Origin of the sequence: Pseudooceanicola sp., from assembly GCF_029213205.1 — a bacterium.
In the GTDB taxonomy this organism is placed as follows: Bacteria; Pseudomonadota; Alphaproteobacteria; order Rhodobacterales; family Rhodobacteraceae; genus Pseudooceanicola.
Genome location: NZ_JARGNH010000024.1, coordinates 18,966 through 45,852, shown reverse-complemented (window position 1 = coordinate 45,852; position 26,887 = coordinate 18,966). Strand labels below are relative to the sequence as shown.

Sequence of the window (26,887 nt, the reverse complement as noted above, 5' to 3'; positions counted from 1 at the left end):
CCTTGGCGAGAAAATTCTACTTATGCAGCCCCCTACTTTCGGGGGGGATTACCCGATGACGATCTTGTTTACCCCGTCAATCTGTCCCCACATGGAGCCGGACCCGTCCAAAACAAGGATGGTGTTGGCGCGATCCTGCGCCGATGAAAGGCTGGGAATTAGCGAAAGACATAGGAGAAAGATCGCAAAAAAGCGCATGATAGGAACCCATCCAAATGCAACCAACGCCCAAACCGTGCGCTCTTTCGGATTTTGGGTCAAGAAGTTGTGAGTTGCAAGAAACTCGGCCACGATAGGAATTCATCCTCCTATCGGCACCGTGGGAGTGCCAACCGTTTCCGAGCGGTAACAATCTCCCGCGAAGCAGACCTTGGAACGCGGACAATATTGCGCGGTTCACGAATGGCCGCTTCGGAGAACGTAGAAGGCGGTCTTGTATCTTTCCCAAGGACCGCTCTGGGCCGGTCGCGCCAGTTGTCTTGGCTCGGCCTCCTCGATTTCGCAAAACCCGCTCCCTGCGCATTTCCGCCGTTTACGACCGGCGCGGGGAAGGGCTGGAAACCACCCTTCGTGTCAGATACCGCATTTGAAATTCCAAAGGGCGCAGCCGTCGGTAATTCACAGGGAACCACTGACACTGCCTGTAGTGTCCGCAGAAGGTTTGGATGTTCGATGGGGGCGTTCTGCTTTGAAGCTAAAGCCTCGAGAGTGCCCAGGGAACCAACCACGGGGCCAGACGCAGGAAATCCGGGCCTATCAGGGCCTCGCGACTTCGTTTCGATATATCTTATAATTATCAGGGTCTTGATGTAATCTTAGGCCCGGTCATGCAATTTGTCTTGACACGACGCGCCCCAGAGAACGTCGTTTTGTGCAGCCATATTCTACACTTACAAAGATAGGTAAAAATGGCGATCCCGGGAGGACTCGAACCCCCAACATCCTGATTAGAAGTCAGGTGCTCTATCCAGTTGAGCTACGGGACCGCTGTGCTGTGCTTAATCGGCCCGCCGGGGCGGGTGCAAGCGAAACCGGGGGGTCAGTGGGTCCAGACAGTGCGCCGGTTGGTGGCGAAATTGTCGCCATAGCCACCGGGGCGAACGTTGGGCTTGCGCTCATGCGGATCGCTGACCACTGCCTCGATCCCCTTGTCACGGGCATAGGCCAGCGCGGCCTCTTTGCTTTCGAACCGCAACCGAACCTGCGCCTGGGTGTCAGCGGATGAGGTCCAGCCCATCAGCGGATCAACCTCACGGGCGGTATCGGGGATGTAGTCGAGAACCCAGGCATGGGTTTTGGCCGTGCCCGATTGCATGGCGGTCTTGGCGGGTCGGTAGATGCGTGCGGTCATCGCAAGGCTCCTTGAACCCGTGTCTTATCCGAAACTTGCCGCCCTGCGGCAAGGGCGAATTCGGGCGGAATGATCCCGGACGCGGTCAAATCCGGCGCAATCGCCCGATCTGCCGCCCCGCAGCTGACAGCGAAGTGTCAGCAGGCATCGGTGACGGGGTTGCGATTCAGGGCAAAGCACACACATCATGCACAATCATCCGAGGATCATTATGCCCGAGACCGACACCGCCCTGCCGCTGATGCACGCCGCCGCACCGGATCTGCGCCTCCGCGAAAAGCTGGAAGGGGGGCGGCGTCTGGTGATGAAGACCGATTTCACCGCCGCCGGGGATCAGCCCACCGCCATCGTCGAACTGGCCGGCGGGATCAACGCCGGCGAGCGCGATCAGGTGCTGCTGGGCGCCACCGGCACCGGCAAGACCTTTACCATGGCCAAGGTGATCGAGGAAACCCAGCGCCCGGCGATCATCCTGGCCCCGAACAAGACCCTGGCGGCACAGCTTTATGGCGAATTCAAAGGGTTTTTCCCCGACAACGCCGTCGAGTATTTCGTCAGCTTCTACGATTATTACCAGCCCGAGGCCTATGTCGCCCGGTCCGACACCTACATCGAGAAAGAAAGTCAGATCAACGAACAGATCGACCGGATGCGGCATTCGGCGACACGGGCGCTGCTGGAACGCGATGACGTGATCATCGTCGCCTCGGTGTCCTGCATCTATGGCATCGGCTCGGTGGAAACCTATGGCGCGATGACCCAGGATCTGAAGGCCGGCGGCAGCTATGACCAACGACAGGTGATCGCCGATCTGGTCGCCCAGCAATACAAGCGCAACGACCAGGCGTTTCAGCGCGGTTCGTTCCGGGTGCGCGGCGACAGTCTGGAAATCTTTCCCGCCCACCTTGAGGATCGGGCCTGGCGGCTATCGTTCTTTGGCGAAGATCTGGAAAGCATCACCGAATTCGACCCGCTGACCGGCGAAAAGACTGACACGTTCGAGCAGATCAGGGTCTATGCCAATTCGCATTATGTGACGCCGAAACCGACGATGCAGCAGGCGATTGTCGAGATCAAGAAAGAGCTGCGCCAGCGGCTGGATCAGCTGGTTGGCGACGGCAAGCTGCTGGAAGCGCAGCGGTTGGAACAACGCACCAATTTCGACCTGGAGATGCTGGAGGCGACCGGCGTCTGCAACGGCATCGAAAACTATTCCCGCTACCTGACCGGCCGCGCCCCGGGCGAACCGCCGCCGACCCTGTTCGAATTCATTCCCGACAATGCGATTGTCTTTGCCGACGAAAGCCATGTCAGCGTGCCGCAGATCGGCGGCATGTATAAGGGCGACTATCGACGCAAGTTCACCCTGGCGGAGCACGGGTTCCGCCTGCCCTCCTGCATGGACAACCGGCCGCTGAAGTTCGAGGAATGGGACGCGATGCGCCCGCAAACCATCAGCGTCAGCGCCACCCCCGGCAACTGGGAGATGGAGCAGACCGGCGGCGTCTTTACCGAACAGGTGATCCGCCCCACCGGGCTGCTGGATCCGCAGATCGAGATCCGCCCGGTCGAGATGCAGGTCGATGACCTGCTGGACGAGGTGCGCAAAGTCGCCGCCGACGGCATGCGCACCCTGGTCACCACGCTGACCAAGCGAATGGCCGAGGATCTGACCGAATACATGCATGAACAGGGGATCAAGGTCCGCTACATGCATTCGGATATCGACACCATCGAACGAATCGAAATTCTGCGAGATCTGCGCCTTGGCGCCTTTGACGTGCTGATCGGCATCAACCTCTTGCGCGAGGGGCTCGATATCCCCGAATGCGGGCTGGTGGCGATCCTGGACGCGGATAAGGAGGGCTTCCTGCGCTCGGAAACCTCGCTGATCCAGACCATCGGCCGGGCGGCGCGCAACGCCGATGGCCGGGTGATCATGTATGCCGACCGGATCACCGGGTCGATGGAACGCGCCCTGGCCGAAACCGACCGGCGGCGCGAGAAACAGACCGCTTACAACCTCGAACACGGGATCACCCCGACCACCATCAAAAAGAACGTCGAGGACATCCTCGCCGGGCTCTACAAGGGCGATGTCGACATGAACCGGGTGACAGCCAAGGTCGACAAGCCGCTGTTCGGTGGCAATCTGCAGGCGCACCTGGACGGGCTGCGCACCGATATGCGCAAGGCCGCCGAGAACCTGGAATTCGAAGAGGCGGCACGGCTGCGCGACGAGGTCAAGCGGCTGGAGGCGGTCGACCTCGCCATCCACGACGACCCGCTGGCACGCCAACAGGCGGTCGAGAAAGCGTCAGACGCGGCGGTCAAGGGGCGCGGACGCTCAACGGCGGGGCGGCCCGGACAACATGGTGGGAATGTGAAGCGGCGGGGGCGGTGAGAATTGGCGGCTTAACCGATTGTTAACGGAAGCTTTCGAACCTCGATTCAGCACGTTGAGGTCTCCCGATGAACATACGCACACTCATTTTTGCACTGTCCTTTGTCGGTCTGCCAGCCACCGCGGCTAGACGATCATCCTTAGCAGGTTGCTGAACGAGCCCTGCCTCGACAGGGCTTTGAGAACATGAGTCACCCTTTGGGCCGCACCGACGGGGCTGAGGATGCGCGGGACGGACGAGACGAGCGGGCCGCGGTTCACCCTGACAATAGCCGCCAACCACCTCGCCAGACCACCCCGGTTTTGCGTGCCGCATGACGCGGAGAGACGATCCACGGGGCATATATCGAGCCGCCAAAGGACAGCGCGATCAGGCGAAACGGCCCTGCTGCGGGGACAGCCTTCCTGATAAGCGACTGTTTCGGCACCCTGTTCGGCCGTCCCCTATCGCATCCACACGTTTCTGCCCCTCCAGGGACATTTCCTGCGGAAAAGACCCTGGAGGGCAGCGCACAAGGACATCCAGTTCGCCGAACACCCCCGCAACCGGAACACGGCATATTCGCCGCAGATGCGCTGCGATATGATCTGCGCGGCCAATGGGAGTGAGCATCGGCTGACCAAGCCAAACCATCCGTGGCGCCGTGGGGATCAGAAAACAGCCCGGGGGATTGTGTTCCCGGTAGGCGCCAGGTCGAGCGAATAAACCGGACGATCAGGGAGGCGACCGTCACGCGCTTCCATTACAATAACCACGACCAGTTGGCACGGAGCTCGCCGACTTCATGGACGCGACCTGAAACGCCGCATGGAGGAAACAGAGTCTCAATGGCCACACCACCTGGGAATACATCTGCAAAATCTGGACTTAAGCGCCAGATCATTTCATCCTAAATCCGATTCAGCAGGTGCGAAACTGAACAACGAAACGTTGCACTGCCGTTCTCAATGTTTGCAGCCTGGGACATGATGATGGAACAGATCGGCGAAACCCTGCAATGGGAGGGACATCCATAGTTCACAAAGGGAAAACCACCTGAGAGCACCAACCAGCTTCAAAGCAAGGACGTAAATAAATCTTGATTGAAAGAATGCGATATCGACTTTGGACTTATTTTCTTGTCACCCCACTTTTTATTCTGAGTATGACAGGCGTGCTCCGGGCGGAGCAAGGCTGGCAAACGGGTCTGACCCTGTTGGCCGACCGCGACGCGGTCGACAGCCCAAACAGCGCCGGTTTGCAACTCGATCTCGAGACGCACTTCGTCTATGGGCTGGAGGCAAGTCGGCGTTTCGAGTTTGCCGGCCGGGGCTGGACGGATCTGTCCTTCGGGCTCTCGCACGAGCGTTATCCCGACGCCAAGAGCAACAACCGGCTTTATCTCGACGCCGAAATCCTGCGCACGTTGCCACTGGATCATCCGTTCTGGACACAACTTAGGCTAGGCGCGCAGGCGCGTCATGCCAGTGGCCCCGATGGCGAGGTCTTTTCCCGGCTGCGGCTCTCCACCGCCCTGCGCTTTGCCCCCGCGCCGCGCCAGACTGTGCAGCTGCGCGCCCGGATCGGGTATCGCGAGCAGAACGACCTCAATACCTTCCAGGGTTACGACCAGCGCGAATACCTGTTCGACGCGATGCATATGTGGGGCTCGAAAGACTGGAGCCGACGGGGCACCACGACACTTTATGCCGAGCGACGCGACGCCGAGGCTGCGAAGTTCAGTTATAATGAATTCGGGCTGCGTCTCGCTTATAACCAGCGCCTCGATCCAGACACGAATCTGCTGGCTAAGATGACGCTTTTCGCCCGCGATTACGATGCCGGCGGGCGCTATGATGAGCGTTTCCAGGTCCGCCTCGGAATAGAGAAGGGGCTCGCCGAGCAGTTGGATATGGAAGCCTATCTCGGGTACGAAACGAACAATTCTACAAATGGACAAAAATCCTACAACGGCGGTCTGCTCGGGGTGATGTTCTCGGTTCCGCTGAAATGGCCAATGTGATCCCGCTGACTCCGACCCACACGTGCTCTGACCCACACTTTTAATTGCATGGGTCCGGCGTGGGTAAGCACGTCTGCGGTTTCGTTAACCGCATCACCCACAGAAGCGCCCCAAAAAATTCATGATTTCCTGATCACCTGACTATCCGCGTTCAGGATTCGATTATTGAGTAAGGGGAAAAACTTGGTACAGAAAATCTTGATTTTGGGCGGTGACGGCTTTTGCGGCTGGCCGACGGCACTTCACCTCTCGTCGCTGGGACATGAGATCGCCATCGTCGACAACCTGTCGCGGCGCGCTATCGACGCCGAGATGGGCACGTCGAGCCTGACTCCGATCGCAGATGCTGAAACTCGGCTCAACACCTGGGAAAAGATCTCGGGCCGGCACATCGCCTTTCATCAACTGGATATCGCTGAGGATTACGACGGGCTGCGTGCGCTGCTCGACAGCCAACGCCCCGATGTCATCGTGCATTTCGCCGAGCAGCGCGCGGCGCCCTATTCGATGAAGACCCCAACGACCAAGCGCTACACGATCGACAACAATATCCGTGCCACCCACAACACGCTGGTGGCGCTGACCGATCTCGGGCTCGACTGCCATCTCGTCCATCTCGGCACGATGGGGGTCTATGGCTACGACGGGTTCAACGGCGAGATCCCGGAGGGCTATCTCGATGTGAAGATCGAAGAGCCCGACGGCCGCTGGAGCGCGCACGACATCGTCTTTCCCACCAAGCCTGGCAGCGTCTATCACCTGACAAAGTCGATGGATCACCTGATGTTCCAGTTCTATGCCCGCAACGACCGGCTGCGGATCACGGATCTGCATCAGGGCATCGTCTGGGGGACCCAGACACCGGAGACCAGGCGCGACCCGCGGCTGATCAACCGCTTCGATTACGACGGCGACTATGGCACGGTGCTGAACCGGTTCGTGATGCAGGCGGCGGTGGGCTATCCGCTCACCGTGCATGGCAGCGGCGGCCAGACCCGCGCCTTTATCAATATCCAGGACACCACACGCTGCGTCGCGCTGGCGGTGGCGAATCCGCCCGAGCGCGGTGAGCGTGTGCGGATCTACAATCAGGTGGCGGAATCGCTGCGGGTGCGCGACCTGGCGGCACTGGTGGCGGATCTGACCGGGGCCAGCGTCGCCCATGTGGACAACCCGCGCAAGGAGGCCGACGAGAACGGCCTTCAGGTCTCGAATGCCGGGTTCCGCAGCCTCGGGTTTCATCCGATCCTTCTGCGCGACCGGCTGCTCGAGGAAACGCTCGACATCGCAAGACATTACGCGCAGCGCAGCCGCCGCGAGACGATCCCGGCGCGGGCGCTCTGGACTCCTGAAAATCTGCCTGGTGTGGTCAAAACGGAAGTGGCCGCCACATGACTGAATTTGCCCGGTTAATCGCACTGGCGATCACGACCTTTCTCGTGGCCACCGTCGTCACCATTCTCTCCAATCCCGATCTCGGCCGCTTCGTGGCGGCAAAACTTGGGCTCTCCTCCGAGCAGTTTCACACGGTCGAGGGGCGCATGCCCCAACCGATCGCGGCAGGGACCGGTGCGTTGCCGGTGCTGCGCCCCGATCCGGGCCAGTGGGTCGGGCTCACCGGCTTTCCGAGCTCCGCCGAAATCCACTTTCCGTTGCCCCACGCCCTGCCGGTGCTGAGCGGTCAGTTGCAGCTCGTACTCGATATCCAGATGATCTCGCGTGGGGACGGGTTGGTGCGAGTGTCGATCAACGGCACCGAACGCGAGGCGCTGGTGCTTGAGCCCGGCGAGGAGCGTCGCACTCTGGTCTATGAACTGCGCCCCGAGGATCTTGTCGGGCGGGTGCTGACCGTGGCTCTGACCGGGGATGGGACAACCAATCAGGGCCAAATCTGCCCGAGCAACGTGACCAATCTGGGCGTCGCGGTAGAGATCAACGAGGCCAGCCGGCTGATGCTGCGCCACGAGGCCAGCAATATCGGCGCCGAGACCGCGCTGGAGATCCTGCCGCAGCCGCTGGAACTGGCGCAGACCGATACCGGCGGCGACGGCGCGCTGCCTCTCTTGGTCGCGCAATATCTCACGCGGATGGGCGCGCCCGCAGAGCTTGTCACCGAGGGCGCGGTGACGCTGGCCGGTGCCGAGGCGGTGCCGGTGGCCGAGGATGACGCCGGCGGGATCTGGGTCGCGAGTTCGCAGGCGGGTATTGCCCGGCTGGCAGCACTGCGCGGGGCGATGCTGCCCGAGATCTACGGCAGCGACTGGCCGGTGCCGATCTCGGTGCTTGGCGCCGACACGCAGACCACCAGTTTCCGGGGTAGCCGGCGCTGGACCCTCGGTTACCGCCTTGCCGACATGCCGGAGGGGCGCTTGCCCGATAGGCTCGATCTGTCGCTGATCACCAGCCGTCTCGGTGACGAGATCGATTGGAACCTCCGGGTGACGCTGAACGGGACGCTGATCCATTCGTCGAGCCACGACGGCCGCGCCGGGCGCATCGACCTGCCGGTGGCATTGCCCGCCGCACGCCAGGCGCTGATCAACGAGATCGAGGTGACGCTGGTCGATCCGACGCCGAACCAGGGGATCTGCCGGGCCGGGCCCGACGCGGCGGCGCAGATGCTGGACGAGACGGTCCTGAGCCTCGCCTCGCCCGGCGATGAGGCCGGTGCCGCCGAAGCGCTGGTGCAGAGGCTGGCGCGCGGAGATGGGGTTGGGCTGGCGCTGCCCGGCGATCTAACCCTCGCCGCCGCGCGCAACGGCGCGGCGCTGCTCGGGCTTGTGTTGCCGCTGACCACGCAGGTTACCTGGGCGGACACGACGGCGGGGCCGCGCATCGCGGTGATCTCCGATGAAGCGCCGGATGACAGCGCTCTGTACGGGGCCGCGCATCGCTACCTCGTGCAGGGCGGCGGCAGGGAACTGCAACCGGTGACGGTGGAACGGCTCGATCCTCAGGCCGCTCTGCCGGTGCCAAGCCGGGGCGTCGCGGCGCTGCTGATCGAATGGTGAGCGTGGCGATTGAGCGGCACGACCAGGTTCTATCGCGTGAGCAGTTCGCGTCCGCAGACAGCGCGCCGCTGCGCCTGACCCGACCCGTTCCGCTCTGGCTCGCGCCGCAGACGATTTGCGTGACGCTGATCATCGCTCTGCTTGGCACATATGCGCTGCACAATGTGCCGCTGCTCGAGCGGGCCTTTCCCGAAGGCGATCTCTATCTCACCAGGTACCAAGGCTCTTATGTAATCCCTGTCCGGCTGTTCCTGCTGAGCTTCTATCTCGGCTATGCCAGCGCCATGGATGGCGGCTTGTCCGGGCGTCTTTGCTTTGGCTTGGATCTCTGCCTGACCGCCGCACTGACGTTTTGGCTCTTCGATCTGATGGCGGCGCTCGTCCATGACCAGCTGGGGATTCTTCTGTATCTGCATATGGCGCTGCCGATCTCTGGACTTGCCGGGATGCTGGTCTTCTCGGTGCGCATCCTGCGCCACGGCGACATGCCGCCGCGCGACGACAGTCCGGTGTGCAGGCGCGTCCACCCGACGCAGTATTTTGTCGCCTCATTCGCATTTTCTCTGTCCGCCGGCATCTCGATGTCGGTGGCCCGCATGGAGCTGCCGGGCATCGTAACGCTTCGCGAACTGGCGCTGCTGGGCGGGATCGGCACCGGCGTTTTCCTGTTTCTGCCACTGTTCTTCGTGATATTGAACTGGGTGGCTGCGCTCCGTGCGATCTTCTATCCGCCGGGACGCTTCGCACCGCCGGCCACGGTGATCGTTCCGGCGCATAACGAAGCGCATATCATTGCCGAGACGATCCATTCTCTGGATGTTGCCGCAGAGCAATACACCAATCAGCTGACGCTGCTGGTGATCGATAACAACTCATCCGACAGGACCGCGCAGATCGTGCGGGAGGCGCTGCTGCGGGCGCGGCACATCCGGGGTCGGCTGCTGTCCGAACCGATGCCGGGCAAGGCAAATGCGCTCAACAGGGGCATTGCCGAAACGCACACAGATTATATCGTGCGCATCGATGCGGACACGCAGGTCTCGCCCGACGCGCTGTGGCGGGTCATGCGACATTTCTCTAACCCGCTGGTTGCCGTTGTCGGCGGACAGGCCCTTGTACCGGGCGGTGGCATCTTCGACGGTGCACGCGAGCTGGAGGTGATCCTGAAAGTCGGACTCGATCAAGTGGCCTATGGTGCAGGCGATGCAATCATCGGGATTCCGGGTATGTTCGTCGCCTATAACACGCAGGCGCTGCGCGAGGTCGGCGGCTTCGCCGGCGGGATGAACGGCGAAGATACCGATGCCGCCACCCGCATCGGCGAATCCGGCCGCCGTCTGGTGGTCGACCCGAGCGCAACCTTTGTCTCGGAGGTGCCGCGCACCTTTTCTCATATGCGCGAACAGCGCATGCGGTGGTTCCGCTCGCTCTTTCACGTCATGGCACGCAACCAGCAGCATTTCCTCATGCGGAACCTGTCCCTTCGCAGCAAGCTGTTGATGCCGTATATGCTCATCAATACCGCCCGCCGCGCGATCGCCCTGCCATTCCTGATTTTCGCGGCGATTTTCCTGCTTATGGCGCCCGACCCGAGAAGCGCGATCAGCGCACAGGCGGTGCTTGCCTTTCTGATGGGGGCGCCGATGATCATGGTGATCTTTGCGGCGCTGACGATGCGCAAGTTTCGTGCCTTGCTGCATCTCCCGCAATATCTGGTCTTCCGGATGTTCCGCTCCTATTTAACGCTGGAATCGGTGTTGTCGATCAGCTTCCAAAGGTATCAAGCGAACTGTTCAAGGTCTGGGATTCCAACGACACGGACAGTCGGTGATCGCGGCAATCCTGTCACAAAGATAAAAGGCGGATCTGGCAGCATGTAACTTTCCGTCAAAACGGTCGTTTTTTTCACTTTAGGCGGCGTCTTCATTTGGGGATACCCAATCGGCCTGAGTTCTGATTCAAGATTGAAAACGAAGGCGATCCTGAGCAGACGGATGTGCAATGGGCACGGATTGAACCGCTCGTTCCTGGCAAAAAGGGCGACCGTGGAGGCACGGCGACGGACAACCGGCTTTCCTGGATGCAATCCTGTGGCTGGCGCGAACGGCGTCGCCGTGGCGAGATTTACCGCCCGAGCCGGGCAACTGGCGAACGGTGCATTGCCGAGTCCGGCGCTGGACGCTGTCAGGGGTTTGGGAGAGACTCATCGTTCCGAGCCTTTGTGTCACTCGCATGCGCAATGATCTGGCTTGCTTAAATGAAGACGCCGCCTAGGGCCGTCCGCAAGGCGCTGACGGACGCGGTTGGTTCCGGACATCCAACATACTTGGAGTTTGCGCTGTGGTCCCACCCCGGTTTTGCGTGCCGCATGACGCGGAGAGACGGCCCACGGGGCATATATCGAGCCGCCAAAGGGCATCGCGATCAGGCGAAACAGCCCTGATGCGGGGACAGCCTTCCTGATATGGGAAGTTTCGGCAACCTGCCAAGACCCAAGTTCTTGGCTTTCGGGCCAAATAACGCGGGTGCGGTCCCGTGTACTTCTGGTATTTCGGGGGCATGGACATAATCCTCATCACGACTGTAATCGCGTCACTCTTCCTCGTCATTGGCGCTGCCGAGCCCTTTGCCGCGCGGGTGCGCCTTCCCTATAGCGTGATACTTGCGGCCCTCGGCATTTTGATCGGGGCTGGGGCGACCTTCTTTCTGAGAACCGAGCTGACGGACGCGCTCAACCCGGTGGCGGAAGCGATCCTTGGCCTGCCGATCAAGTCCAATGTCTTCCTCTATGTCTTTCTGCCGACGCTGTTGTTCCAGGCGACACTCGGGATGAACCTGCGGCGCATGCTGGACGACTGGGTGCCGATTCTGGTGCTGGCGGTGGTTGCCGTCGTCGTTGCCACGGTTTCTGTCGGCTACGCTCTCTCCTGGGCGAGCACGCTGCCCTTGGCGGCCTGTCTGCTGATCGGGTCGATCGTATCGACGACCGATCCGTCTGCGGTGGTCTCGATCTTCCGCTCAATCTCGGCGCCGCGGCGGCTGGCGCGGATCATCGAGGGCGAAAGCCTGCTGAACGATGCGGCGGCCATTGCCCTGTTTGGTCTCTTCATGGGATTCGTGATGCTGGGCCTGCCGGATCCCGACCTTGGCGATGCATTGGCCCGGTTTCCGATCCTTGTCGCAGGCGGTGCGGTGACCGGCTGGCTGACCGGGCGGATTGCGGTGTGGGTGATGGCCCTGTTCAGCCGGCATGAGCTGGCGCAGATCTCCATCTCGGTGGCAGTGCCCTACCTTGCCTATATCGTGGCGGAGCAGAGTGTTGGCGCATCCGGGGTGATTGCCGTGGTTGCCGTCGGCCTGACCCTCAACCTGATGGCTCCGGGGCGCCTGCCGCCACAATCATGGACCAACCTGCGCGAACTCTGGGACGTGCTCGCCCATTGGGCCGGTGCGCTCATCTTTATCCTCGCCGCCCTGCTGATCCCCCGGCTGCTCGAAGAGGCCCGACTGGGCGATTTCCTATTGGTCGGTGTTGTCACCCTCGCCGCCATTATCGCCAGAACGGCGATTCTGTTCGTCCTGATGCCGCTTCTCACGGCGGTGAAACTCTCGCCGCCGGTCGAGCGGCCCTACAGGGTGGCGATCCTCTGGGGTGGGCTCAGAGGGGCGGTGACGCTCGCGCTGGCGCTCGCGGTGACCGAAAGTGTCCGCGTGCCAAGCGATATCCAGCGCGTGGTCGGCATCCTCGCCACTGGTTTCGTCCTGTTTACGCTGCTCGTGCAGGGCGCGACGCTGCGTTGGATCATCGGGCGGCTCGGGCTCGACCGTCTCTCGCCCATTGACGAAGCTCTGTCGCGGCAGGTGGTTGCCGTCGCGTTGCAGACCGTTCGCGAAGATGTTGCGCGAACCACCGAGAATTACGACCTCAATCGCGACACCGTGCGGTCCGAGGCCAAGCGCTTTGGTGAGCGCCTGGAATTGGCGGTAAAGATGGCCGAGGAGAGCGCCGATATTCTCGACCGCGACCGGATCGTCCTGGGCCTGATCGCGCTGGCCGGGCACGAGCGTGACACGATCCTCGCACGGGTGCGGGAACGCACGATCTCGGCCCGTATGGCTGAATTTGTCCTGTCTGACGCCGATAGGCTGATCGAAGGCGCCCGAACTCAGGGCCGCAGCGGATACCAAAGAGCCGCGCGCCAGAGCGTCGTCTATGGTCGGGCTTTTCGGGCCGCGGTTCTGCTTCATGGCCGTCTCGGGCTGTCCGCCCCGCTTGCCCGGATGACGGCGGACCGGTTCGAGCTGTTGTTGTCGAAACGTCTGATCCTGCGTGATCTCGGGGCTTTCATCGATGGTCGTATCCGCCGCATTCATGGGCGGCGGGTGGCCGATCTGCTCCACGAATTGCTGTCCCGCCGGATCGAATCTGTCGAAACCGCTCTGGAAGGTCTGAGGCTGCAATACCCGGGCTATGCCGAGGAGCTTGAGCGGCGTTTCATTCGCCGCACCACCCTGCGAATGGAAGAACGGGAATATGTCGCGATGCGCGAAGACGGGCTGATCGGCGCCGAGGTCTACACCACGCTCATGCAGGAACTCGGATTGCGCCGGGTGGCTGCCGAGGAACGTCCGCGCCTCGATGTCGCGATCCAGCGCTCCGTCTTGGTGCAACAATTCCCGCTCTTTGCCGGGTTCGATGACGGTGTGATGAAGCGCCTGATCCGGGCTCTGACGACACGCTACGTCGATGCTGGCGAAGTGATCATCCGCAAGGATAGCGTCGCCAAGCGCGTGTTCTTCATTGCGTCAGGTGCGGTCGAACTGGAGAGCGCGGGCCAGACTTGGCGCCTGGGACGCGGAGAGATGTTCGGCCAGATGGCGATCCTGACAAACAAGGCCCGCCGTGCCGATGTCCGTGCCATTGCGCCCACAACGCTACTGGTCCTGGACGAGGATCGGTTCCGGCGCCTGCTTGAGCGCAGCCAGGTCCTGCGCGAGGCGGTGCGCGCCGCTGCCGAGAAGCGCGGGATTAATCCGGCGGAGTTTCTGCCAAGCGAATGAGAAGTCAGCAGGCTGACGGCTGACATCCGAGCCGGGTGCAATCAATGGCGTGGACAACGCTGCCAACGAACGACCGTTGCCAGACCAGCGCAGGTACCCGCATCGTCTTGGCCGGCTCATCGCGTTCGGGGAGTCCCCGCCCGGTCAGGTTGTAGCTGGCCACGGTGGTGAAATTGCTGCCGTCGTGAAACTTGACACCTTCGCGCTGTATGAAGGTCTAGGTCCTATTGTCCTCGCTGACGCTCCATTCAGTGGCCCGTGGCGGTTTCGGTTCGCCGGTTTCGTTGTCCCTGTCGAGCTGCGGTTCCTGCAGGGTCAGCAGGACGACAGTTGCCGAGACCATCATCTGACGGCGTATCCCGCGGCCTCTGGCCTGACGCGCGCCATCAGTGCTTTCAAATTAAAACGAGTGGTCTAGCATGAAAACATCGCCCGAGCCGTTTCAGGGCTTCACCAAGGAATTGACCGATGAAGGAATACGTCACCCTCACGACTGAGCCGAACGCCTGGGGCCCCGTCAGCGCCGCGGTAAAATCGGCCAGGCTGGCCAATGGGGCGGCGCAGGCAATTGCCATTTTCACGCCGCAGATCGGCGGCAGTGTGAACAGGGTCTACCTGATCCTGTCCGCTGAAACCGGCGCCGATCTGGATGCCGCCGCCGCCGAGCTTGCCGCGCTGGCGGCGGTTGTCGCGCTGACCCGGCAGCCGTTGACCCCGGCCGCCGAACGGAACCTGCCAATGCTGGAAGAAGGCCCGGCGATGTTCACCAACCGCTGGTTCCATGTGCTCTCGAACAAGGCCGGGGATTTCGAAAACGACACGATCCCGGTCTGGGACGGGTTCGAGCAGGATACCAAATGCAATGTGATTGGCCTGTGGCATCTGGCGCCAAGCGACGGGGTCACCCGCTATCTTCTGGTCGCCAAATATGACGACCTTCTGGCGTGGTCGAATTCGCGGTTCTTCAACCTCGCCCCGGGTGCAAAGTTGCCGGATTGGGCAGAAAGCTTTGCCCGGCGGCGCAGCTATATGACCGACACCTCGGTTATTGCGACCCGCTGCCTGGGCGCCAGCCAGGCCTGACCCAGGGCGAGTGTTACCGATAACATGCAGGCTTGCCCCGGACGGGGTATTTGCGCGACAAAAGCGCAATCTTGAGGGGGAGGGCCGTTCCGTTGTCATATATTCTGTCCATTGATCAGGGCACCACGTCGAGCCGTGCCATTCTGTTTGACGCCGATTTTGGCGTCACGGCGGTGGCCCAGCAGGAATTCGATCAGTATTTTCCGGCCAGCGGCTGGGTGGAACATGATCCGTCCGACCTCTGGGCGACCACGGCCGCGACCTGCCGGTCGGTGATCGAAAAGGCCGGGATCGACGTGGCGCGGATCGCGGGTATCGGCATCACCAATCAGCGCGAAACCACCCTGGTCTGGGACCGAAAGACGGGCCAGCCGATCCACAATGCGATTGTCTGGCAGGACCGCCGCGCCGCGCCCCTGTGCCATGAGTTGCGCGCGGCTGGACATGAGGACATGGTGACCGCCCGCACCGGTTTGCTGCTCGACCCCTATTTCAGCGGTACCAAGCTGAAATGGATCCTCGACAATGTCGATGGGGCCCGGGCGCGGGCCGAGGCCGGTGAGCTGGCCTTTGGCACTGTTGACAGCTGGCTGGTCTGGAACTTGACCGGCGGCAAGGCGCATCTGACCGATGCCACCAACGCCTCGCGCACCATGCTTTATGACATTCGTGAGGGGCGCTGGTCCGAAGCGCTTTGTGCCCTGCTCGACATCCCAATGGCGATGCTGCCCGAGGTGCGCGATTGCGCGTCGGATTTCGGCATGGCGCGGGTGGATCTGTTCGGGCGCGAAATCCCGATCCTCGGCATTGCCGGCGATCAGCAGGCGGCGGCGATCGGGCAGGCCTGTTTCAGCCCCGGGATGATGAAATCGACCTATGGCACCGGCTGCTTCGCGCTGCTGAACACCGGGCCCGACATGGTGCGCTCGCAAAACCGGCTGCTGACCACGGTGGCCTATCAGCTCGACGGGCAGGTCAGCTATGCTCTGGAGGGGTCGATCTTTGTCGCCGGGGCGGTGGTGCAATGGCTGCGCGACGGGCTCAAGATGATCCGCGAGGCCAGCGAGACCCAGCCGCTGGCCGAAACCGCCGATGCCGCCCAGGGGGTGGTCATGGTGCCCGCCTTTACCGGGCTTGGCGCGCCTTATTGGAATAGCGAATGTCGTGGTGCGATCTTTGGCCTGTCGCGCAACACCGGGCCTGCCGAACTGGCACGCGCGGCGCTGGAAAGCGTCGGGTTTCAGACCCGCGACCTGCTGGACGCGATGCATGCCGATTGGCCGGGGGCGGGGGAAACCGCGCTGCGTGTCGATGGCGGGATGAGCGCTTCGGACTGGACGATGCAATTCCTGGCCGACATCACCGGCGCACCGGTGGATCGTCCGGCGGTGCTGGAAACCACCGCGATGGGCGCCGCCTGGCTGGCCGGACAACGCGCCGGGGTCTATCCCGGCGCTGCCGAATTCGCCGCCACCTGGGCGCTGGACCGGCGGTTTGAACCGGTGATGGCGGCGCCCCTGCGCGAGGAGCAGCATGGCCGTTGGAAACGGGCGGTTCAGGCGGCGATGGCGTTCTGAGCCGGGAAATCGCCTGGCCGAGTTCTCAGGTCTCTGAAACCACGGCGCTTGCGGGCTGCCGGTCCTTGTGCCGCATTTGGCCGGGGTCTAGCATGGGTGCGACAGCCCAAAGGCCCCAATGCAAGATCCATCAAACAGCGCGCTTTCCGATCGTTACCGCCCGCAGCTTCTGGAGGAGCAGGAAGAGCTGCGCGCCACCTCCGAGGCCACGATCGCCGATCGCAAGCCGGTCGAACTCGACCAGCAGAGCGTCGGACGGTTGAGCCGGATGGACGCGTTGCAAAATCAGGCGATGGCGGCAGGGACCGAGGCGCGTCGTGCCGCGCGTGGCCGCGCCCTGAGCGCGGCTTTGGGGCGGATTGCGGCGGGCGAATTCGGCTATTGCGACCGCTGCGGCGATTTTATCGGCTTTGCCCGGCTCGACCTTGACCCTGCCGCAGTTCGCTGCATGTCCTGCGCCCGCTGAGATGATCAGCGAGCGCCTCCGCGTGGTGTCGGCACTGGGTGTGGTGCAGATATTCTCTTGGGGCACGTCCTATTACCTGTTGGCGGTGATCTCGACCCCGCTCAGAGCCGAAACCGGCTGGTCGGTCAGCCTGGTGACGGCGGGCATCTCGCTGGCGCTGCTCACCTCGGCCCTGGCGGCCGTTTTTGTCGGACGGATGATCCAGGCCAGCGGCGGGCGTCGGGTGATGGCCGGGGGTATGGGGCTGTTGGCCCTGGGCCTGACGATGATCGCCACCGCGCATCACCCGGCTGTTTACCTTGGCGCATGGCTGTTCATGGGGCTGGGCATGGGCGCCGGACTCTATGAGGCTGGGTTTGCGACGCTGGGCCGGATCTATGGCTCAGAGGCACGCGGCCCAATCTCGGCGTTGACGCTGTGGGGGGGCTTTGCCTCGACAGTGTGCTGGCCGTTGTCGGCCGTGCTGATCGATTGGGTCGGCTGGCGCGGCGCCTGCCTCAGCTATGCGGCGATCCATCTGTTCGTGACGGCGCCGCTTTGCCTGTTTGCCCTGCCACGCGGGGTAAAGCCGATCCCCGGCGCGACACCGGTGGCGGATGGCACGCCGCCGGTTTCGGTGCTGCAGGATCCGCGGTTCTGGTTGTTCGGCATCGCGATGATGGTGACAGCCAGCATTGGGGCATTCTGGTCGACCCATCTGATCACCATCCTGTCGGCGCAGGGGATGAGCCTGGCCGCTGCCGTCGCCCTGGGCGCGGTGATCGGCCCGGCACAGGTCGCCGCGCGGGTGGGCGAAGTGCTGGGCCGGGGACGCAATCACCCGATCTGGACGATGCTGACCTATGCGATCTGCGCGGTCGTCGGCATGGGCGGGCTGTGGCTCGGGATTCCTGCGATGCTGGCCTTTATCGCCTATGGCATGGGCAACGGGCTGTGGTCGATCACGCGGGGCGCGATGCCGCTGGCGATGTTCGGTCCGGATCGCTACGCGCGCATCGTCGGTATGTTGGCGCTGCCGACATTTTCGGCCTCGGCGCTTGCGCCGTTGGTCGGCGGTGCGCTGATCGACCGATTTGGCGCGGCGGGGGCGGTCCCGGTATCGGCGCTGCTGGCGTTGATCCCGTTGGCGGCGGCGCTGATCCTGGTGCGCGGACATGTGCGCCAGCGCCCGGGTGTTGTGCGCTAGGCGGCGTTTGCCGGAAACCGCAGCGGGGCTATCTGGTCTGCAAAGGCGATCACGCGAAAGGAACAGATCATGCGCAAGCTTCAGGTTCAGGGCGTCCATCACATCACGCTGACCGGGGCCGACCGGCAAAGTTCGATTGATTTCTGGGAAGGGGTGCTCGGTATGCCCTTCATCTTTGACCAGCCCAATCTCGATAACCCGGACGAGGGGCATCTTTATTTCGATCCCGGCGACGGGCGGCTGATCACCGTCTTTATCAATGAAAAGCGCCGCCCGGTGCATGGCCGTACCCCGACCGATCCTGGCTGCGTGCATCACCTGGCCTTTAACGTCAGCCATGCCACCTTTTCGCAGGTGATCGAGCGGCTGGAGGAGCGCGGCATTGGCCATTCCGGGGTCAAGGATCGCGGCTTTATGGATTCGATCTATTTCAAGGATCCGCTGGGGTTTCTGATCGAACTGGCCTGCTACCGGTTCGAACCGCCGCGGGGATCCTCGCATGCCGAGGTGATGATCGAGGCGCATCGGATCCGGGTGGCCCGTGGCGACTACAACATCGAGGAGCGGCACCTGGCCGACGCGATCGAGCTGATCGTGACGCGGTCGCAACAGACCCTGTCGGCCAGCCGCGCCCCTGCCGATCCCTATCGCTAGGCGGGCACGCCTGACGGCTGCCGATCTGGCGCCGCATTCTGCGCTCTTGCGCCGCCGTCACTTCCCGCCGAACATTGGCGGGGAGTGGAGGATGAACCGATGAGCCAGAGTTTTTCGACCAGCATGGTCACCCGCAAGCCGGTGGTGGACACCGACCTTGGCGTTGTCGCGGCGCAGAACAGCCGCGCCGCCCGGGTCGGCGCCGAGGTGTTGAAGGCCGGGGGCAATGCGATTGACGCGGCGATTGCCACCGGCTTTGCGCTCGGCGTTGTTGAACCCTGGATGAGCGGGCCGGGTGGCGGCGGCGGCATGGTGTTCTACGAGGCCGCCACCGGTCAGACCCATGCGCTGAACTTTGGCATGCGCTCACCAGCCGGGCTGGATCTGGCGGATTACCCGCTGACCGGGCAGGGGGTCGCCTCGGATCTGTTCCCCTGGCCGCTGGTCGAGGGGGATCGCAACCTGCGCGGCGCCAAGGCTATCGCGGTGCCGGGGATGGTGGCCGGTGCGGCGGCGGCGCATGACCGCTTTGGCGCCTTGCCCTGGGCCGATCTCCTGGCTCCGGCGCAGGCCATCGCCCGCGACGGGATGGAGGTCGATTGGTATGCCTCGCTGCTGATCGCCTCATCAGCGCGCAACATTGGCAGCGACTCCGATCTGGCGGCGATGTTCCTGGCGGACGGGGTCTATGCCCCGGTCGCGGGTTGGACCGATTCCGGTCTGCCGCGGATCGCGATGGACGGCATGGCCGACACGTTGGCGGCGCTGGCCGCCGAGGGCCGCGAGGCGTTTTACCAGGGCGATATCGGCGCGCGGATCGTGGCTGATGTGCAGGGCAAGGGCGGCAGGCTGGCGCGCAGCGATCTGGAAAACTATGCCGCCGAATGGGTTACACCCTATGGATTTGATCGCGCCGGTACCCGGTTTCACCTGCTGCCGGGGCTGACGGCAGGCCCGACCTTTGCCGATATCTTTGCCCGGCTTCCGGAACCCGCCGCTGGCGGCAGCCCGGATGCCGCAGGCTGGTCGGCGATCGCCACGGCGCTGAAGGGGGCCTATGATCACCGCATCGCGACCATGGGCCATGATGGCGAGATTCCGGGTCGCGAGAGTTGCACCTCGCATTTCTCGGTGGTTGACCGGCATGGCAACATCGTCGCCTGGACCCAGACCCTGCTGTCGATCTTTGGCGCCTGCACCCTGTCGCAATCGACCGGGGTGATGATGAACAACGGCATCATGTGGTTCGATCCCGAACCGGGCAAACCGAATTCGCTGGCGCCCGATGTGCCCACGCTGATGAACATCTGCCCGATGGTCGCGACCAATGCCGACGGCGGCTATGGTTTTGGCGCCTCGGGCGGGCGCAAGATCGTCGGGGCGGTGGCACAGCTGGCGCATCTGGTCAGCGACCGGGGCATGACGTTGGAGCAGGCGTTCCATCACCCCAGGATTGATTATTCGACCACCACGCTGGTCGCCGATGAGGCGATTCCGGCGCAGGCGCGGGTGGCGCTTGCGGCGGCGCACAAGCTCACCGAGCGGCCGCGCAATGTCTATCCGCTGAACTGGGCCTGCACCGGCGGGGTGATGCGCCAGGCTGGGCGCAATATGGGCTGCAGCGAGATCACCTCACCCTGGGGCGACGCGGTGCGCGAGGCCGATATCTGAGAGCGTCTACTAACCTTCCGGCAGGCAGGCTATTCCCATCCACGCTAAATAGGGTATGATGTTATAACCTTTGTGGGCGGCAGCCCGTGCGCGATTCTGGGAGGAAGCGATGAAGATTGAACCCACCGGCCAAATCATGGGCGCCATCGGGTCTGAAGTGGACCTGTCACAGCCGCTGAGCGACGCGGATTTTGGCGATATCGTCAGCGCGCTGGGCCGCCACGGGGTGATCTGCTTTCCCCGCCAAAGCCTGGATGCCCCGGCGCTGAAGCAATTCTCCGAACGGTTCGGCACGCTGCAGGTTTCGGTCAGCGGCCAGTATACCCATCCGGACCAGCCCGAGGTGATGGTCCTGTCCAACATGAAGGAAGACGGCAAGCCGATCGGCCTCGCCGATGCCGGGCAGGATTGGCACACCGATATGTCCTATATGGATGTCGTCGGCTTTGTGAATGTGCTGCATGCCGAAGAGGTGCCGATGCGCGAGGGCAAGCCGTTGGGCGCGACGCTGTTTGCCAATATGCGCCAGGCCTATCTGGATCTGCCCGAGGATCTGAAAACCCGCCTCAAGGATGCAGTTTGCGTCCATGACTTCAACAAGTTCTGGGAAAACATGCGGGCGCGCCCCGGGTCGGAACGGCCGCCGCTGTCGGCTGAGGCGCGGGCCAAGCGCCCGGCGGTTCGCCATCCGCTGTTCCTGATCCATCCGATCACTGGCGAAGAGATCCTCTATGCCAACCCCGGCTATGCCGAATATATCGAAGGCATGGATCGCGCGGAGAGTGACAAGATTCTTGAGTTCATCTTTGCCCATCAGCTGCAGGAAAAATACCAATACCAGCATGATTGGGCCAAGGGGGACGTGCTGATCTGGGATCACATTGGCACCCTGCACACGGCAATTGCCGATTACACACCGCAGGAACATCGCAAGATGATCCGCTGTCAGGTCTATGCCGACAAGGTGTTCGAACCGGCCTTTGTTGCGGATGCGCTGAGACACGCCACCGCCGCCTGAAGCAGAACCGCCGACGGATTGACCGCCCGCGCCCTCCCCGGTGCGGGCGGTCTAGTTTTTGAGCTGGGCTTTCATCCTGGCCTCGGGGAAACAGCTGGCTTTCTGGCCCCGGCTTTCCTGCCAGCGCCCGATCGAACGCCGGGTCTTGAACCCCGGCAGCCCATCGGCACCGCCGACATCATGCCCCAGCCCCTCAAGCGCCCGCTGCATCGTGGCGATATCTGAGCGGTAGAGCGGGTCGAGCCTGGCCCAACTGCCGCTGAAATCGCCAACGCCATAGCGGATGCGATCTCCGACATGGCCGACGAACAGGGCGTAGAGGTCGCTCATGTTGTAGTCCTTCAGCACATAGAAATTCGGGGTGACGATAAAGGCGGGGCCATGGCGTCCGGCGGGCATCAGCAGGAATCCCTGTCCTTTCAATTCATGCGCCGGGAAGGGCTTGCCAGAGACGCGGGTGATCCCCAGCGCCGCCCAATCGGCAATCTTGCGGCCCTGATCGGGGCCCTCCAGGGTGCAGGAGATGGCTGCGGGCACCCGCACCTCAAACCCCCAGTCGCGTCCCGTTACCCAGCCATGCCGGACCAGGTAATGGCCGATCGAGGCGATGGTATCGGCCTCGGAGCGCCAGATATCGGCATGGCCATCGGCGTCGCCGTCCACCGCGTATTTAAGAAAGCTGCTGGGCATGAATTGCGGCTGCCCCAGCGCCCCGGCCCAAGAGCTTTTCATCGCCCGCTGTGGTGCATGGCCTGCCTGCGCGATTTGCAGCGCGGCGATCAGTTCGGCGGTGAAATAGGCGGCGCGGGTCGACATGAATCCCCTGGTGCCCAGCACCTGAAACGCGTCATGCGGAATCGCGGCGCGGCCATAGCCGCTTTCCCGGCCCCAGATCGCCAGAATGATCCGCCCCGGCACGCCGGTTTTCTGCGTGACGGCGGCCAGCGCCCTGGCATGGCGTTTGGCCATTTGCCGACCGACCGAGGTGGCGCCGTCGAGGGCGCCACGGCTGAAATATTTCGCCGGGGCGCCGAATTCTGTCTGGCGTTGGTCTTTCGGGGTTTTCGGTTTGGTTCCGGGGGGCACCAGATCGGGCAGGTCCCAGTTCAGGCGGACCCTGTCAAAGGCGCCATCGAAGGTCGCGCGCGACACGCCCTTGGCCCGGGCATGTGGCCAGATGGTGGTTTGCAACCAGGCTTGGAATTGCCGCTCAACCGCCGCGCGGTCGATGGCCCGGGCGGGAAGCGCCGCCAGAACAAGAAACAGCAACAACAGGATGCGACGGGCCACGGCGGAACCTCTCTGATGGTTCCGCACAGCCTAACATATTGCATCCTTGCAGGTCAGCCCAGATGCCAGGCCGCGCCGCTTTCCTGCGCAATCTCGCGCAGCTTGGCCTTTAGCCCCGGCGCCACCGGAATGCCCTTGGCGCTGCGTTCGGCGGCGTGGCGGCGTTCAGGATCCCCGGCGACCATCACCGGCTGGCCCGGATCAATCGGCGGGGTGGCCGACAGCGCCTCGCAAAAGGCGGCGACCTCGGCGCGGAACTCTTCGACCGGGCGGAACATGCCGGGGTCGATGGCCAGGAAGAAATGGCCGATATCCATGCCCTGCGGTTTCTTGGCGTGCTGCGGGTCGGTCGGAAAGGTCGCGCCGGACAGGCCGGCGGCCAGGATATTGACCATCGCTGACAGGCCATAGCCCTTGTAGCTCGACCCTTCGGGCGAACCGCCGAGCGAGGTCAGGTAGCCACCTTTCTGGGTTTCCAGCGGATCGGTGGAGGGCAGGCCGTCTTTGCTCAGCACCCAGCCCGGCGGACAGTCCAGCCCCTCGTTCGCCTTGTTGCGGATGCGGCCAGCCGCCACCGTCGTTGTCGCCATGTCGAGCAAGAACGGTCGCCCCGGTGCGCCGGGGGCCGCAAAGGCCAGAGGATCGGTGCCAAAGCGCGCCTCGGCGCCGCCGGTCGGTGCGACCTGGATCAGGCTGGCCGAGGTGGTGACCATGCCGATCAGCCCGGCCTCGGCCGCCATATTGGCATAAAAGCCGCAGGCGCCGAAATGCGCCGAATTGCGCACCACAGCGATGCCGATGCCCAATGTGCTGGCCTTGCCTATCGCGGCCGCCATCGCCATTTGAGCGGGCGCATGGCCGAGGCCACCGTCGCCGTCAATCAGCGCATTGACCGGTCCTTCGGATTGAATCGCCGGGGTCGCCTCCATCCGCAGCCGCCGATTGCCCAGATGTCGGTGATAGACCGTCAACATCGAGATTCCGTGGCTGTCGATGCCGTGCAGATCGGTCCAGGCCATCACCTCGGCGGTTTTTTCGGCATTTTCGGCGGGCATCCCCCAGGCGGTCAGGATCCCGGCGATCTGCGTCTTGTGGGTGTCAAAATCCGCGCCCCATTCGCCCATGCTCATGCCTCTGCCACCAGTTGGTTTTTCAATGTGCCGATGCCGGTGATGTCGATTTCGACCACATCTCCGGGTTTGAGATCGGGCGAGGTGCCATCGGTGCCCATCCAGATCACATCGCCGGGCCAGAGGGTCATGTATTGGCTCATCACCGAGATAAAGCGGGCGACGCCAAAGATCATCTCGTCGGTCTTGAAGCGGATGGTCTGTTCGCCGTTTACCCGCACGGTTGTATACATATCCTCAAGCCGGGCTTCGGTGTCGATCCAGGGGCCCATCGGTTTGAAGGTGTCGGAATTCTTGGCCCGCCACAGGGTGCGGTCGCTTTTCTGCCAAAGCCGTTCCGAGACATCATTGCCGATGGTAAAGCCGAGAACGTGATCCAGCGCTTCGGCCTCGCTCACCTTGCGGGTGGTCTTGCCGATGACCGCGACCACCTCACCCTCGTAATGCACCTTTTTCGCATCCTGCGGGATCACGATGTCGGCGCCATGGCCGATCAGCGCATTGTTGGCGCGATAGCCGACATCCGGCTGGGTCGGCAGGTTGGGCACCGTGCCATTGCGATCCGCCGCTTCCCTGATGTGTTTGGCATAGTTCAGCCCGACGCAGTAAAAGGTGCGCGGCTCCACCGGAACCAGCAGGTGAACGGCCTCAAGATTGTGGACGCTGCCGGTGATGTCATAGCCATCAAACGGATCGCCAGCGACCTCGCGGATGATGTCGCCCTCGACCAGCCCATAGCGCGGGCTGCCGCCCGTATCGAATCTGCACCAACGCATTGTTGATCCTCCCTTCAGGCCGCAAACGACTGCGGCCCGCTTTTCAGCCAGCGGATTTGCCAGCCCTTGTCGGTTTGCGCGATGCGGGCAGTCAGCGTGCGGATGCTGGAAAAGCCCTGCATCGGTGACGGGCCCTCAGGCCGCGCGCCGCTGTCATGTTGCAGCACCAGCATATAGGCGGTCAGGGTGACTTCGCCGTCGTCGGCGATGGTGCCGCCGATATTGCTGAGCAGGTGATGAATGCGCCGGGTGGTCGAGCGGCCCTGCATCGCCGCCAGCAGCGAAGCGCGGTCGCTCAGCACCTTGCCCTGCCGGTGCCATTCGCCGTCCAGCAGTGCCACCATCGTTTCGTAGTCACTGTCATCAAGGGCGCGAAAGAACCGGATCAGGGCATTGCCGGCCCTTGCCAGCGGATCGTGGGACATTGGTTGGGCGGTCATGGCTCCTCCTGCGGGACCTGAGAAATCTGGGGGAATGTGACGCGCCGACCTCCTCCTGCCTGCGCGTCACCCCTGCCTTAGCCGGTGCCGGGCGTGGCGGCGATAAAGCCGATCTCGGCACTGCCATCGCGCAGCACCAGATCGACGTTAAAGCTGTAGCGCGACGGGTGGTAATGCACCTCAAGATAATAGATCGGCTTGTCGCGCAGGGTGAAATAGACCCGCCGGGCGCGGATGATCGGGGTCCCTTCGTCAAGATCCAGAAGGCGGGCCACCTCACCGGTGGCGGCAAAGGGTTCCAGCACCTGTTCGGCGCGATGCACCTTGCGCCGGGTGCGGATGCCGATGGCAAAGGCCGAGGCGACGGGACGGCGGTAGTCCTCTTCTGACAGGCGGGTGTCGGGGCTGTCGGCGGAATAGCCATCGGCGACGGTCAGCGGCTCGCCCTCGCGGTGCACCGCAGTGCGGATGTGGCGCACCGGGCTGTTGTCGGGCAGGTCGAGGATCTTGGCCAGATCGGCATCGGCGGCGATCACCGTGTTGGTCAGCGGTTCACTGGCAAACAGCCGCGCCTCTTCGAGGAAACCGACCAGGTTGAATTCCCGTGCGGTGCTGCGGCGGCCGGTGACAAAGGTGCCGACGCCGGGACGGCGCACCAGCAGGCCCTTTTCGACAAGCTGGCCGATGGCGGCGCGGATGGTGATGCGGCTGACGCCGTATTCCTCACAGAGTTCGGCCTCGCTCGGCAGCATCGCGCCTTTTTCGAAACCGTCGTCGGCAATCCGGTCTAGCAGGTCGCGAGAAACCTGCCGATACAGGGCGTTGGCCATGGGGGTCCTAACCGTGATGGCCAGTGGCGGCACGCCACAGCCAATGCGGTGATGATGTCATTACCTCTGTCGGGGGTCAATCAATCCGAGGACAGGTTGCAGATACCTGCGGCGGCTCAGAAATCGACGGTGACGCCGGGCAGTTTCAGGGCTGAGATCAGATCGCGCAGCTCTTGCCGGGCGGCGACGTTGGAAATGTTCATCCCCTTGACGCCGATATCCTTGAGGTCGAGCAGGGTCAGCCCGCGCGGGAACAATTCGCGAAAGATCACCCGCTCGGTAAAGCCAGGCACGACGCGAAAGCCGATGCGCTTGGACAGGCGGGTGATCGCGCCTTCCATCTTCATCTTGTTGATCATCGCCTGGGCGCCCAGCCGGTTGCGCAGCACCACCCAATCCAGCGGTTTCAGCCCGGCCTGGGCGCGCAGCTGCCGCGCCGACCAGACCATTTCGGCATAGACCGAGGGGCCGAGGATGCGCTCGCCGTCATTGTCGATATGCGCCAGCAGGTCGAAATCAACAAAGCTGTCGTTCAGCGGGGTGATCAGCGTGTCGGCCAGCGAATGCGCCACCTGGCTCAGCCGGGTGTGCGAGCCGGGGCAATCGATCAGGATGAAATCTGCCGTCGGTTCCAGCGCGGCAATCGCCGCCGAGATCCGGTGATCATAGGGGTTTTCGCCCGGCTGCAGCTTGGACGGGTCGGCATCCGGCAATTCGTGGAATTCCGGCGAGGGCAGTGTCAGCCCCTCTTTCGCCAGAAACCGGGTGCGGTTGTCCATATAGCGCCCGAGGGTCTTTTGCCGCATGTCGAGGTCAAGCACCGCGACCTTGTGGCCCATCCGCGCCAGCGCGGTCGACACATGCATTGAGACGGTGGATTTCCCCGCGCCGCCCTTTTCGTTCCCCACGACGATAATATGAGCCATGCCCGAGCCC

Annotated in this window: 21 protein-coding genes, 1 tRNA gene and 1 pseudogene; 15 read left to right on the top strand and 8 right to left on the bottom strand. The window is 63.1% G+C overall.

Going from position 1 to position 26,887, the window contains the following annotated elements:
* On the top strand, positions 1-271 hold a 271-nt coding region (locus P1U48_RS15150), incomplete at its 5' end, for a hypothetical protein (protein WP_301070027.1).
* 638 nt (positions 272-909) lie between these two features.
* On the opposite strand, the gene P1U48_RS15145 is transcribed toward P1U48_RS15150, so the two are convergent.
* Together P1U48_RS15145 and P1U48_RS15140 are read right to left on the bottom strand one after the other, a co-directional pair.
* Positions 910-986 (bottom strand) — tRNA-Arg (locus P1U48_RS15145).
* Positions 987-1,039: 53 nt separating this feature from the next.
* Positions 1,040-1,351 carry an ETC complex I subunit gene (locus P1U48_RS15140; protein WP_301070026.1) on the bottom strand — a complete coding sequence of 104 codons (312 nt, stop codon included), beginning with the start codon at positions 1,349-1,351 and terminating at the stop codon, positions 1,040-1,042.
* A gap of 211 nt (positions 1,352-1,562) precedes the next feature.
* Here P1U48_RS15140 and uvrB point away from each other — a divergent pair, with 211 nt between their 5' ends.
* The 14 genes and pseudogenes from uvrB (at position 1,563) to P1U48_RS15070 (ending at position 21,485) form a co-directional block, all read left to right on the top strand.
* A complete protein-coding gene (gene uvrB, locus P1U48_RS15135; protein ID WP_301070025.1) occupies positions 1,563-3,755 on the top strand; it encodes an excinuclease ABC subunit UvrB in 2,193 nt (730 codons plus the stop codon).
* Positions 3,756-4,846: 1,091 nt separating this feature from the next.
* Positions 4,847-5,758, top strand: coding sequence for a hypothetical protein (locus tag P1U48_RS15130; protein ID WP_301070024.1), 912 nt, complete (start codon positions 4,847-4,849; stop codon positions 5,756-5,758).
* 183 nt (positions 5,759-5,941) lie between these two features.
* A complete protein-coding gene (locus P1U48_RS15125) occupies positions 5,942-7,153 on the top strand; it encodes an NAD-dependent epimerase/dehydratase family protein (protein ID WP_301070023.1) in 1,212 nt (403 codons plus the stop codon).
* Positions 7,150-8,769 (top strand): hypothetical protein, encoded by a 1,620-nt coding sequence (locus tag P1U48_RS15120; RefSeq protein WP_301070022.1) that lies wholly within the window; start codon positions 7,150-7,152, stop codon positions 8,767-8,769. The genes P1U48_RS15125 and P1U48_RS15120 overlap by 4 nt, the downstream gene beginning before the upstream one ends.
* Positions 8,766-10,649 carry a glycosyltransferase gene (locus P1U48_RS15115; RefSeq protein ID WP_301070021.1) on the top strand — a complete coding sequence of 628 codons (1,884 nt, stop codon included), beginning with the start codon at positions 8,766-8,768 and terminating at the stop codon, positions 10,647-10,649. The genes P1U48_RS15120 and P1U48_RS15115 overlap by 4 nt, the downstream gene beginning before the upstream one ends.
* A 179-nt stretch (positions 10,650-10,828) precedes the next feature.
* Positions 10,829-10,968, top strand: a pseudogene (locus P1U48_RS15110) (transposase); the annotation flags it as partial.
* 360 nt (positions 10,969-11,328) lie between these two features.
* Complete coding sequence (locus P1U48_RS15105) at positions 11,329-13,830, top strand: cation:proton antiporter (RefSeq protein WP_301070020.1); 2,502 nt, start codon at positions 11,329-11,331, stop codon at positions 13,828-13,830.
* Positions 13,831-14,298: 468 nt separating this feature from the next.
* Entirely contained in the window at positions 14,299-14,913 is a 615-nt protein-coding gene (locus tag P1U48_RS15100) for a hypothetical protein (RefSeq protein WP_301070019.1), read from the top strand.
* Positions 14,914-15,005: 92 nt separating this feature from the next.
* Entirely contained in the window at positions 15,006-16,490 is a 1,485-nt protein-coding gene (gene glpK, locus P1U48_RS15095; RefSeq protein WP_301070018.1) for a glycerol kinase GlpK, read from the top strand.
* Positions 16,491-16,608: 118 nt separating this feature from the next.
* Positions 16,609-16,956, top strand: a complete 348-nt coding sequence (locus tag P1U48_RS15090) for a TraR/DksA C4-type zinc finger protein (RefSeq protein ID WP_301070017.1) — start codon at positions 16,609-16,611, stop codon at positions 16,954-16,956.
* 1 nt (position 16,957) lies between these two features.
* A complete protein-coding gene (locus P1U48_RS15085) occupies positions 16,958-18,142 on the top strand; it encodes an MFS transporter (protein WP_301070016.1) in 1,185 nt (394 codons plus the stop codon).
* Positions 18,143-18,211: 69 nt separating this feature from the next.
* Positions 18,212-18,796, top strand: a complete 585-nt coding sequence (locus tag P1U48_RS15080; RefSeq protein ID WP_301070015.1) for a VOC family protein — start codon at positions 18,212-18,214, stop codon at positions 18,794-18,796.
* Between the two features lie 99 nt (positions 18,797-18,895).
* Positions 18,896-20,467, top strand: coding sequence for a gamma-glutamyltransferase (locus P1U48_RS15075; protein ID WP_301070014.1), 1,572 nt, complete (start codon positions 18,896-18,898; stop codon positions 20,465-20,467).
* Between the two features lie 109 nt (positions 20,468-20,576).
* Positions 20,577-21,485 carry a TauD/TfdA family dioxygenase gene (locus P1U48_RS15070; protein WP_301070013.1) on the top strand — a complete coding sequence of 303 codons (909 nt, stop codon included), beginning with the start codon at positions 20,577-20,579 and terminating at the stop codon, positions 21,483-21,485.
* Between the two features lie 51 nt (positions 21,486-21,536).
* On the opposite strand, the gene P1U48_RS15065 is transcribed toward P1U48_RS15070, so the two are convergent.
* The 6 genes from P1U48_RS15065 to P1U48_RS15040 form a co-directional block, all read right to left on the bottom strand.
* Positions 21,537-22,775 (bottom strand): lytic murein transglycosylase, encoded by a 1,239-nt coding sequence (locus P1U48_RS15065; RefSeq protein WP_301070012.1) that lies wholly within the window; start codon positions 22,773-22,775, stop codon positions 21,537-21,539.
* Positions 22,776-22,828: 53 nt separating this feature from the next.
* Positions 22,829-23,905: an Ldh family oxidoreductase gene (locus tag P1U48_RS15060; protein ID WP_301070011.1), complete on the bottom strand. Its 1,077-nt coding sequence runs from the start codon at positions 23,903-23,905 to the stop codon at positions 22,829-22,831.
* Entirely contained in the window at positions 23,902-24,681 is a 780-nt protein-coding gene (locus tag P1U48_RS15055; protein WP_301070010.1) for a fumarylacetoacetate hydrolase family protein, read from the bottom strand. The genes P1U48_RS15060 and P1U48_RS15055 overlap by 4 nt, the downstream gene beginning before the upstream one ends.
* Before the next feature lie 14 nt (positions 24,682-24,695).
* Positions 24,696-25,121 (bottom strand): nuclear transport factor 2 family protein, encoded by a 426-nt coding sequence (locus P1U48_RS15050; RefSeq protein WP_301070009.1) that lies wholly within the window; start codon positions 25,119-25,121, stop codon positions 24,696-24,698.
* Between the two features lie 77 nt (positions 25,122-25,198).
* Positions 25,199-25,951 carry a GntR family transcriptional regulator gene (locus tag P1U48_RS15045; protein WP_301070008.1) on the bottom strand — a complete coding sequence of 251 codons (753 nt, stop codon included), beginning with the start codon at positions 25,949-25,951 and terminating at the stop codon, positions 25,199-25,201.
* Positions 25,952-26,067: 116 nt separating this feature from the next.
* Positions 26,068-26,877, bottom strand: coding sequence for a division plane positioning ATPase MipZ (locus tag P1U48_RS15040; protein WP_301070007.1), 810 nt, complete (start codon positions 26,875-26,877; stop codon positions 26,068-26,070).
* Positions 26,878-26,887: the final 10 nt, after the last annotated feature.

Coding starts and splice junctions, on each gene's coding strand:
- P1U48_RS15090 (WP_301070017.1), top strand. CDS start 16,609: ATGCAAGATCCATCAAACAGCGCGCTTTCCGATCGTTACCGCCCGCAG.
- P1U48_RS15050 (WP_301070009.1), bottom strand. CDS start 25,121: ATGACCGCCCAACCAATGTCCCACGATCCGCTGGCAAGGGCCGGCAAT.
- P1U48_RS15080 (WP_301070015.1), top strand. CDS start 18,212: ATGCGCAAGCTTCAGGTTCAGGGCGTCCATCACATCACGCTGACCGGG.
- P1U48_RS15140 (WP_301070026.1), bottom strand. CDS start 1,351: ATGACCGCACGCATCTACCGACCCGCCAAGACCGCCATGCAATCGGGC.
- P1U48_RS15055 (WP_301070010.1), bottom strand. CDS start 24,681: ATGCGTTGGTGCAGATTCGATACGGGCGGCAGCCCGCGCTATGGGCTG.
- P1U48_RS15085 (WP_301070016.1), top strand. CDS start 16,958: ATGATCAGCGAGCGCCTCCGCGTGGTGTCGGCACTGGGTGTGGTGCAG.
- P1U48_RS15120 (WP_301070022.1), top strand. CDS start 7,150: ATGACTGAATTTGCCCGGTTAATCGCACTGGCGATCACGACCTTTCTC.
- P1U48_RS15070 (WP_301070013.1), top strand. CDS start 20,577: ATGAAGATTGAACCCACCGGCCAAATCATGGGCGCCATCGGGTCTGAA.
- P1U48_RS15105 (WP_301070020.1), top strand. CDS start 11,329: ATGGACATAATCCTCATCACGACTGTAATCGCGTCACTCTTCCTCGTC.
- P1U48_RS15075 (WP_301070014.1), top strand. CDS start 18,896: ATGAGCCAGAGTTTTTCGACCAGCATGGTCACCCGCAAGCCGGTGGTG.
- P1U48_RS15040 (WP_301070007.1), bottom strand. CDS start 26,877: ATGGCTCATATTATCGTCGTGGGGAACGAAAAGGGCGGCGCGGGGAAA.
- uvrB (WP_301070025.1), top strand. CDS start 1,563: ATGCCCGAGACCGACACCGCCCTGCCGCTGATGCACGCCGCCGCACCG.
- P1U48_RS15060 (WP_301070011.1), bottom strand. CDS start 23,905: ATGAGCATGGGCGAATGGGGCGCGGATTTTGACACCCACAAGACGCAG.
- P1U48_RS15045 (WP_301070008.1), bottom strand. CDS start 25,951: ATGGCCAACGCCCTGTATCGGCAGGTTTCTCGCGACCTGCTAGACCGG.
- P1U48_RS15100 (WP_301070019.1), top strand. CDS start 14,299: ATGAAGGAATACGTCACCCTCACGACTGAGCCGAACGCCTGGGGCCCC.
- P1U48_RS15130 (WP_301070024.1), top strand. CDS start 4,847: ATGCGATATCGACTTTGGACTTATTTTCTTGTCACCCCACTTTTTATT.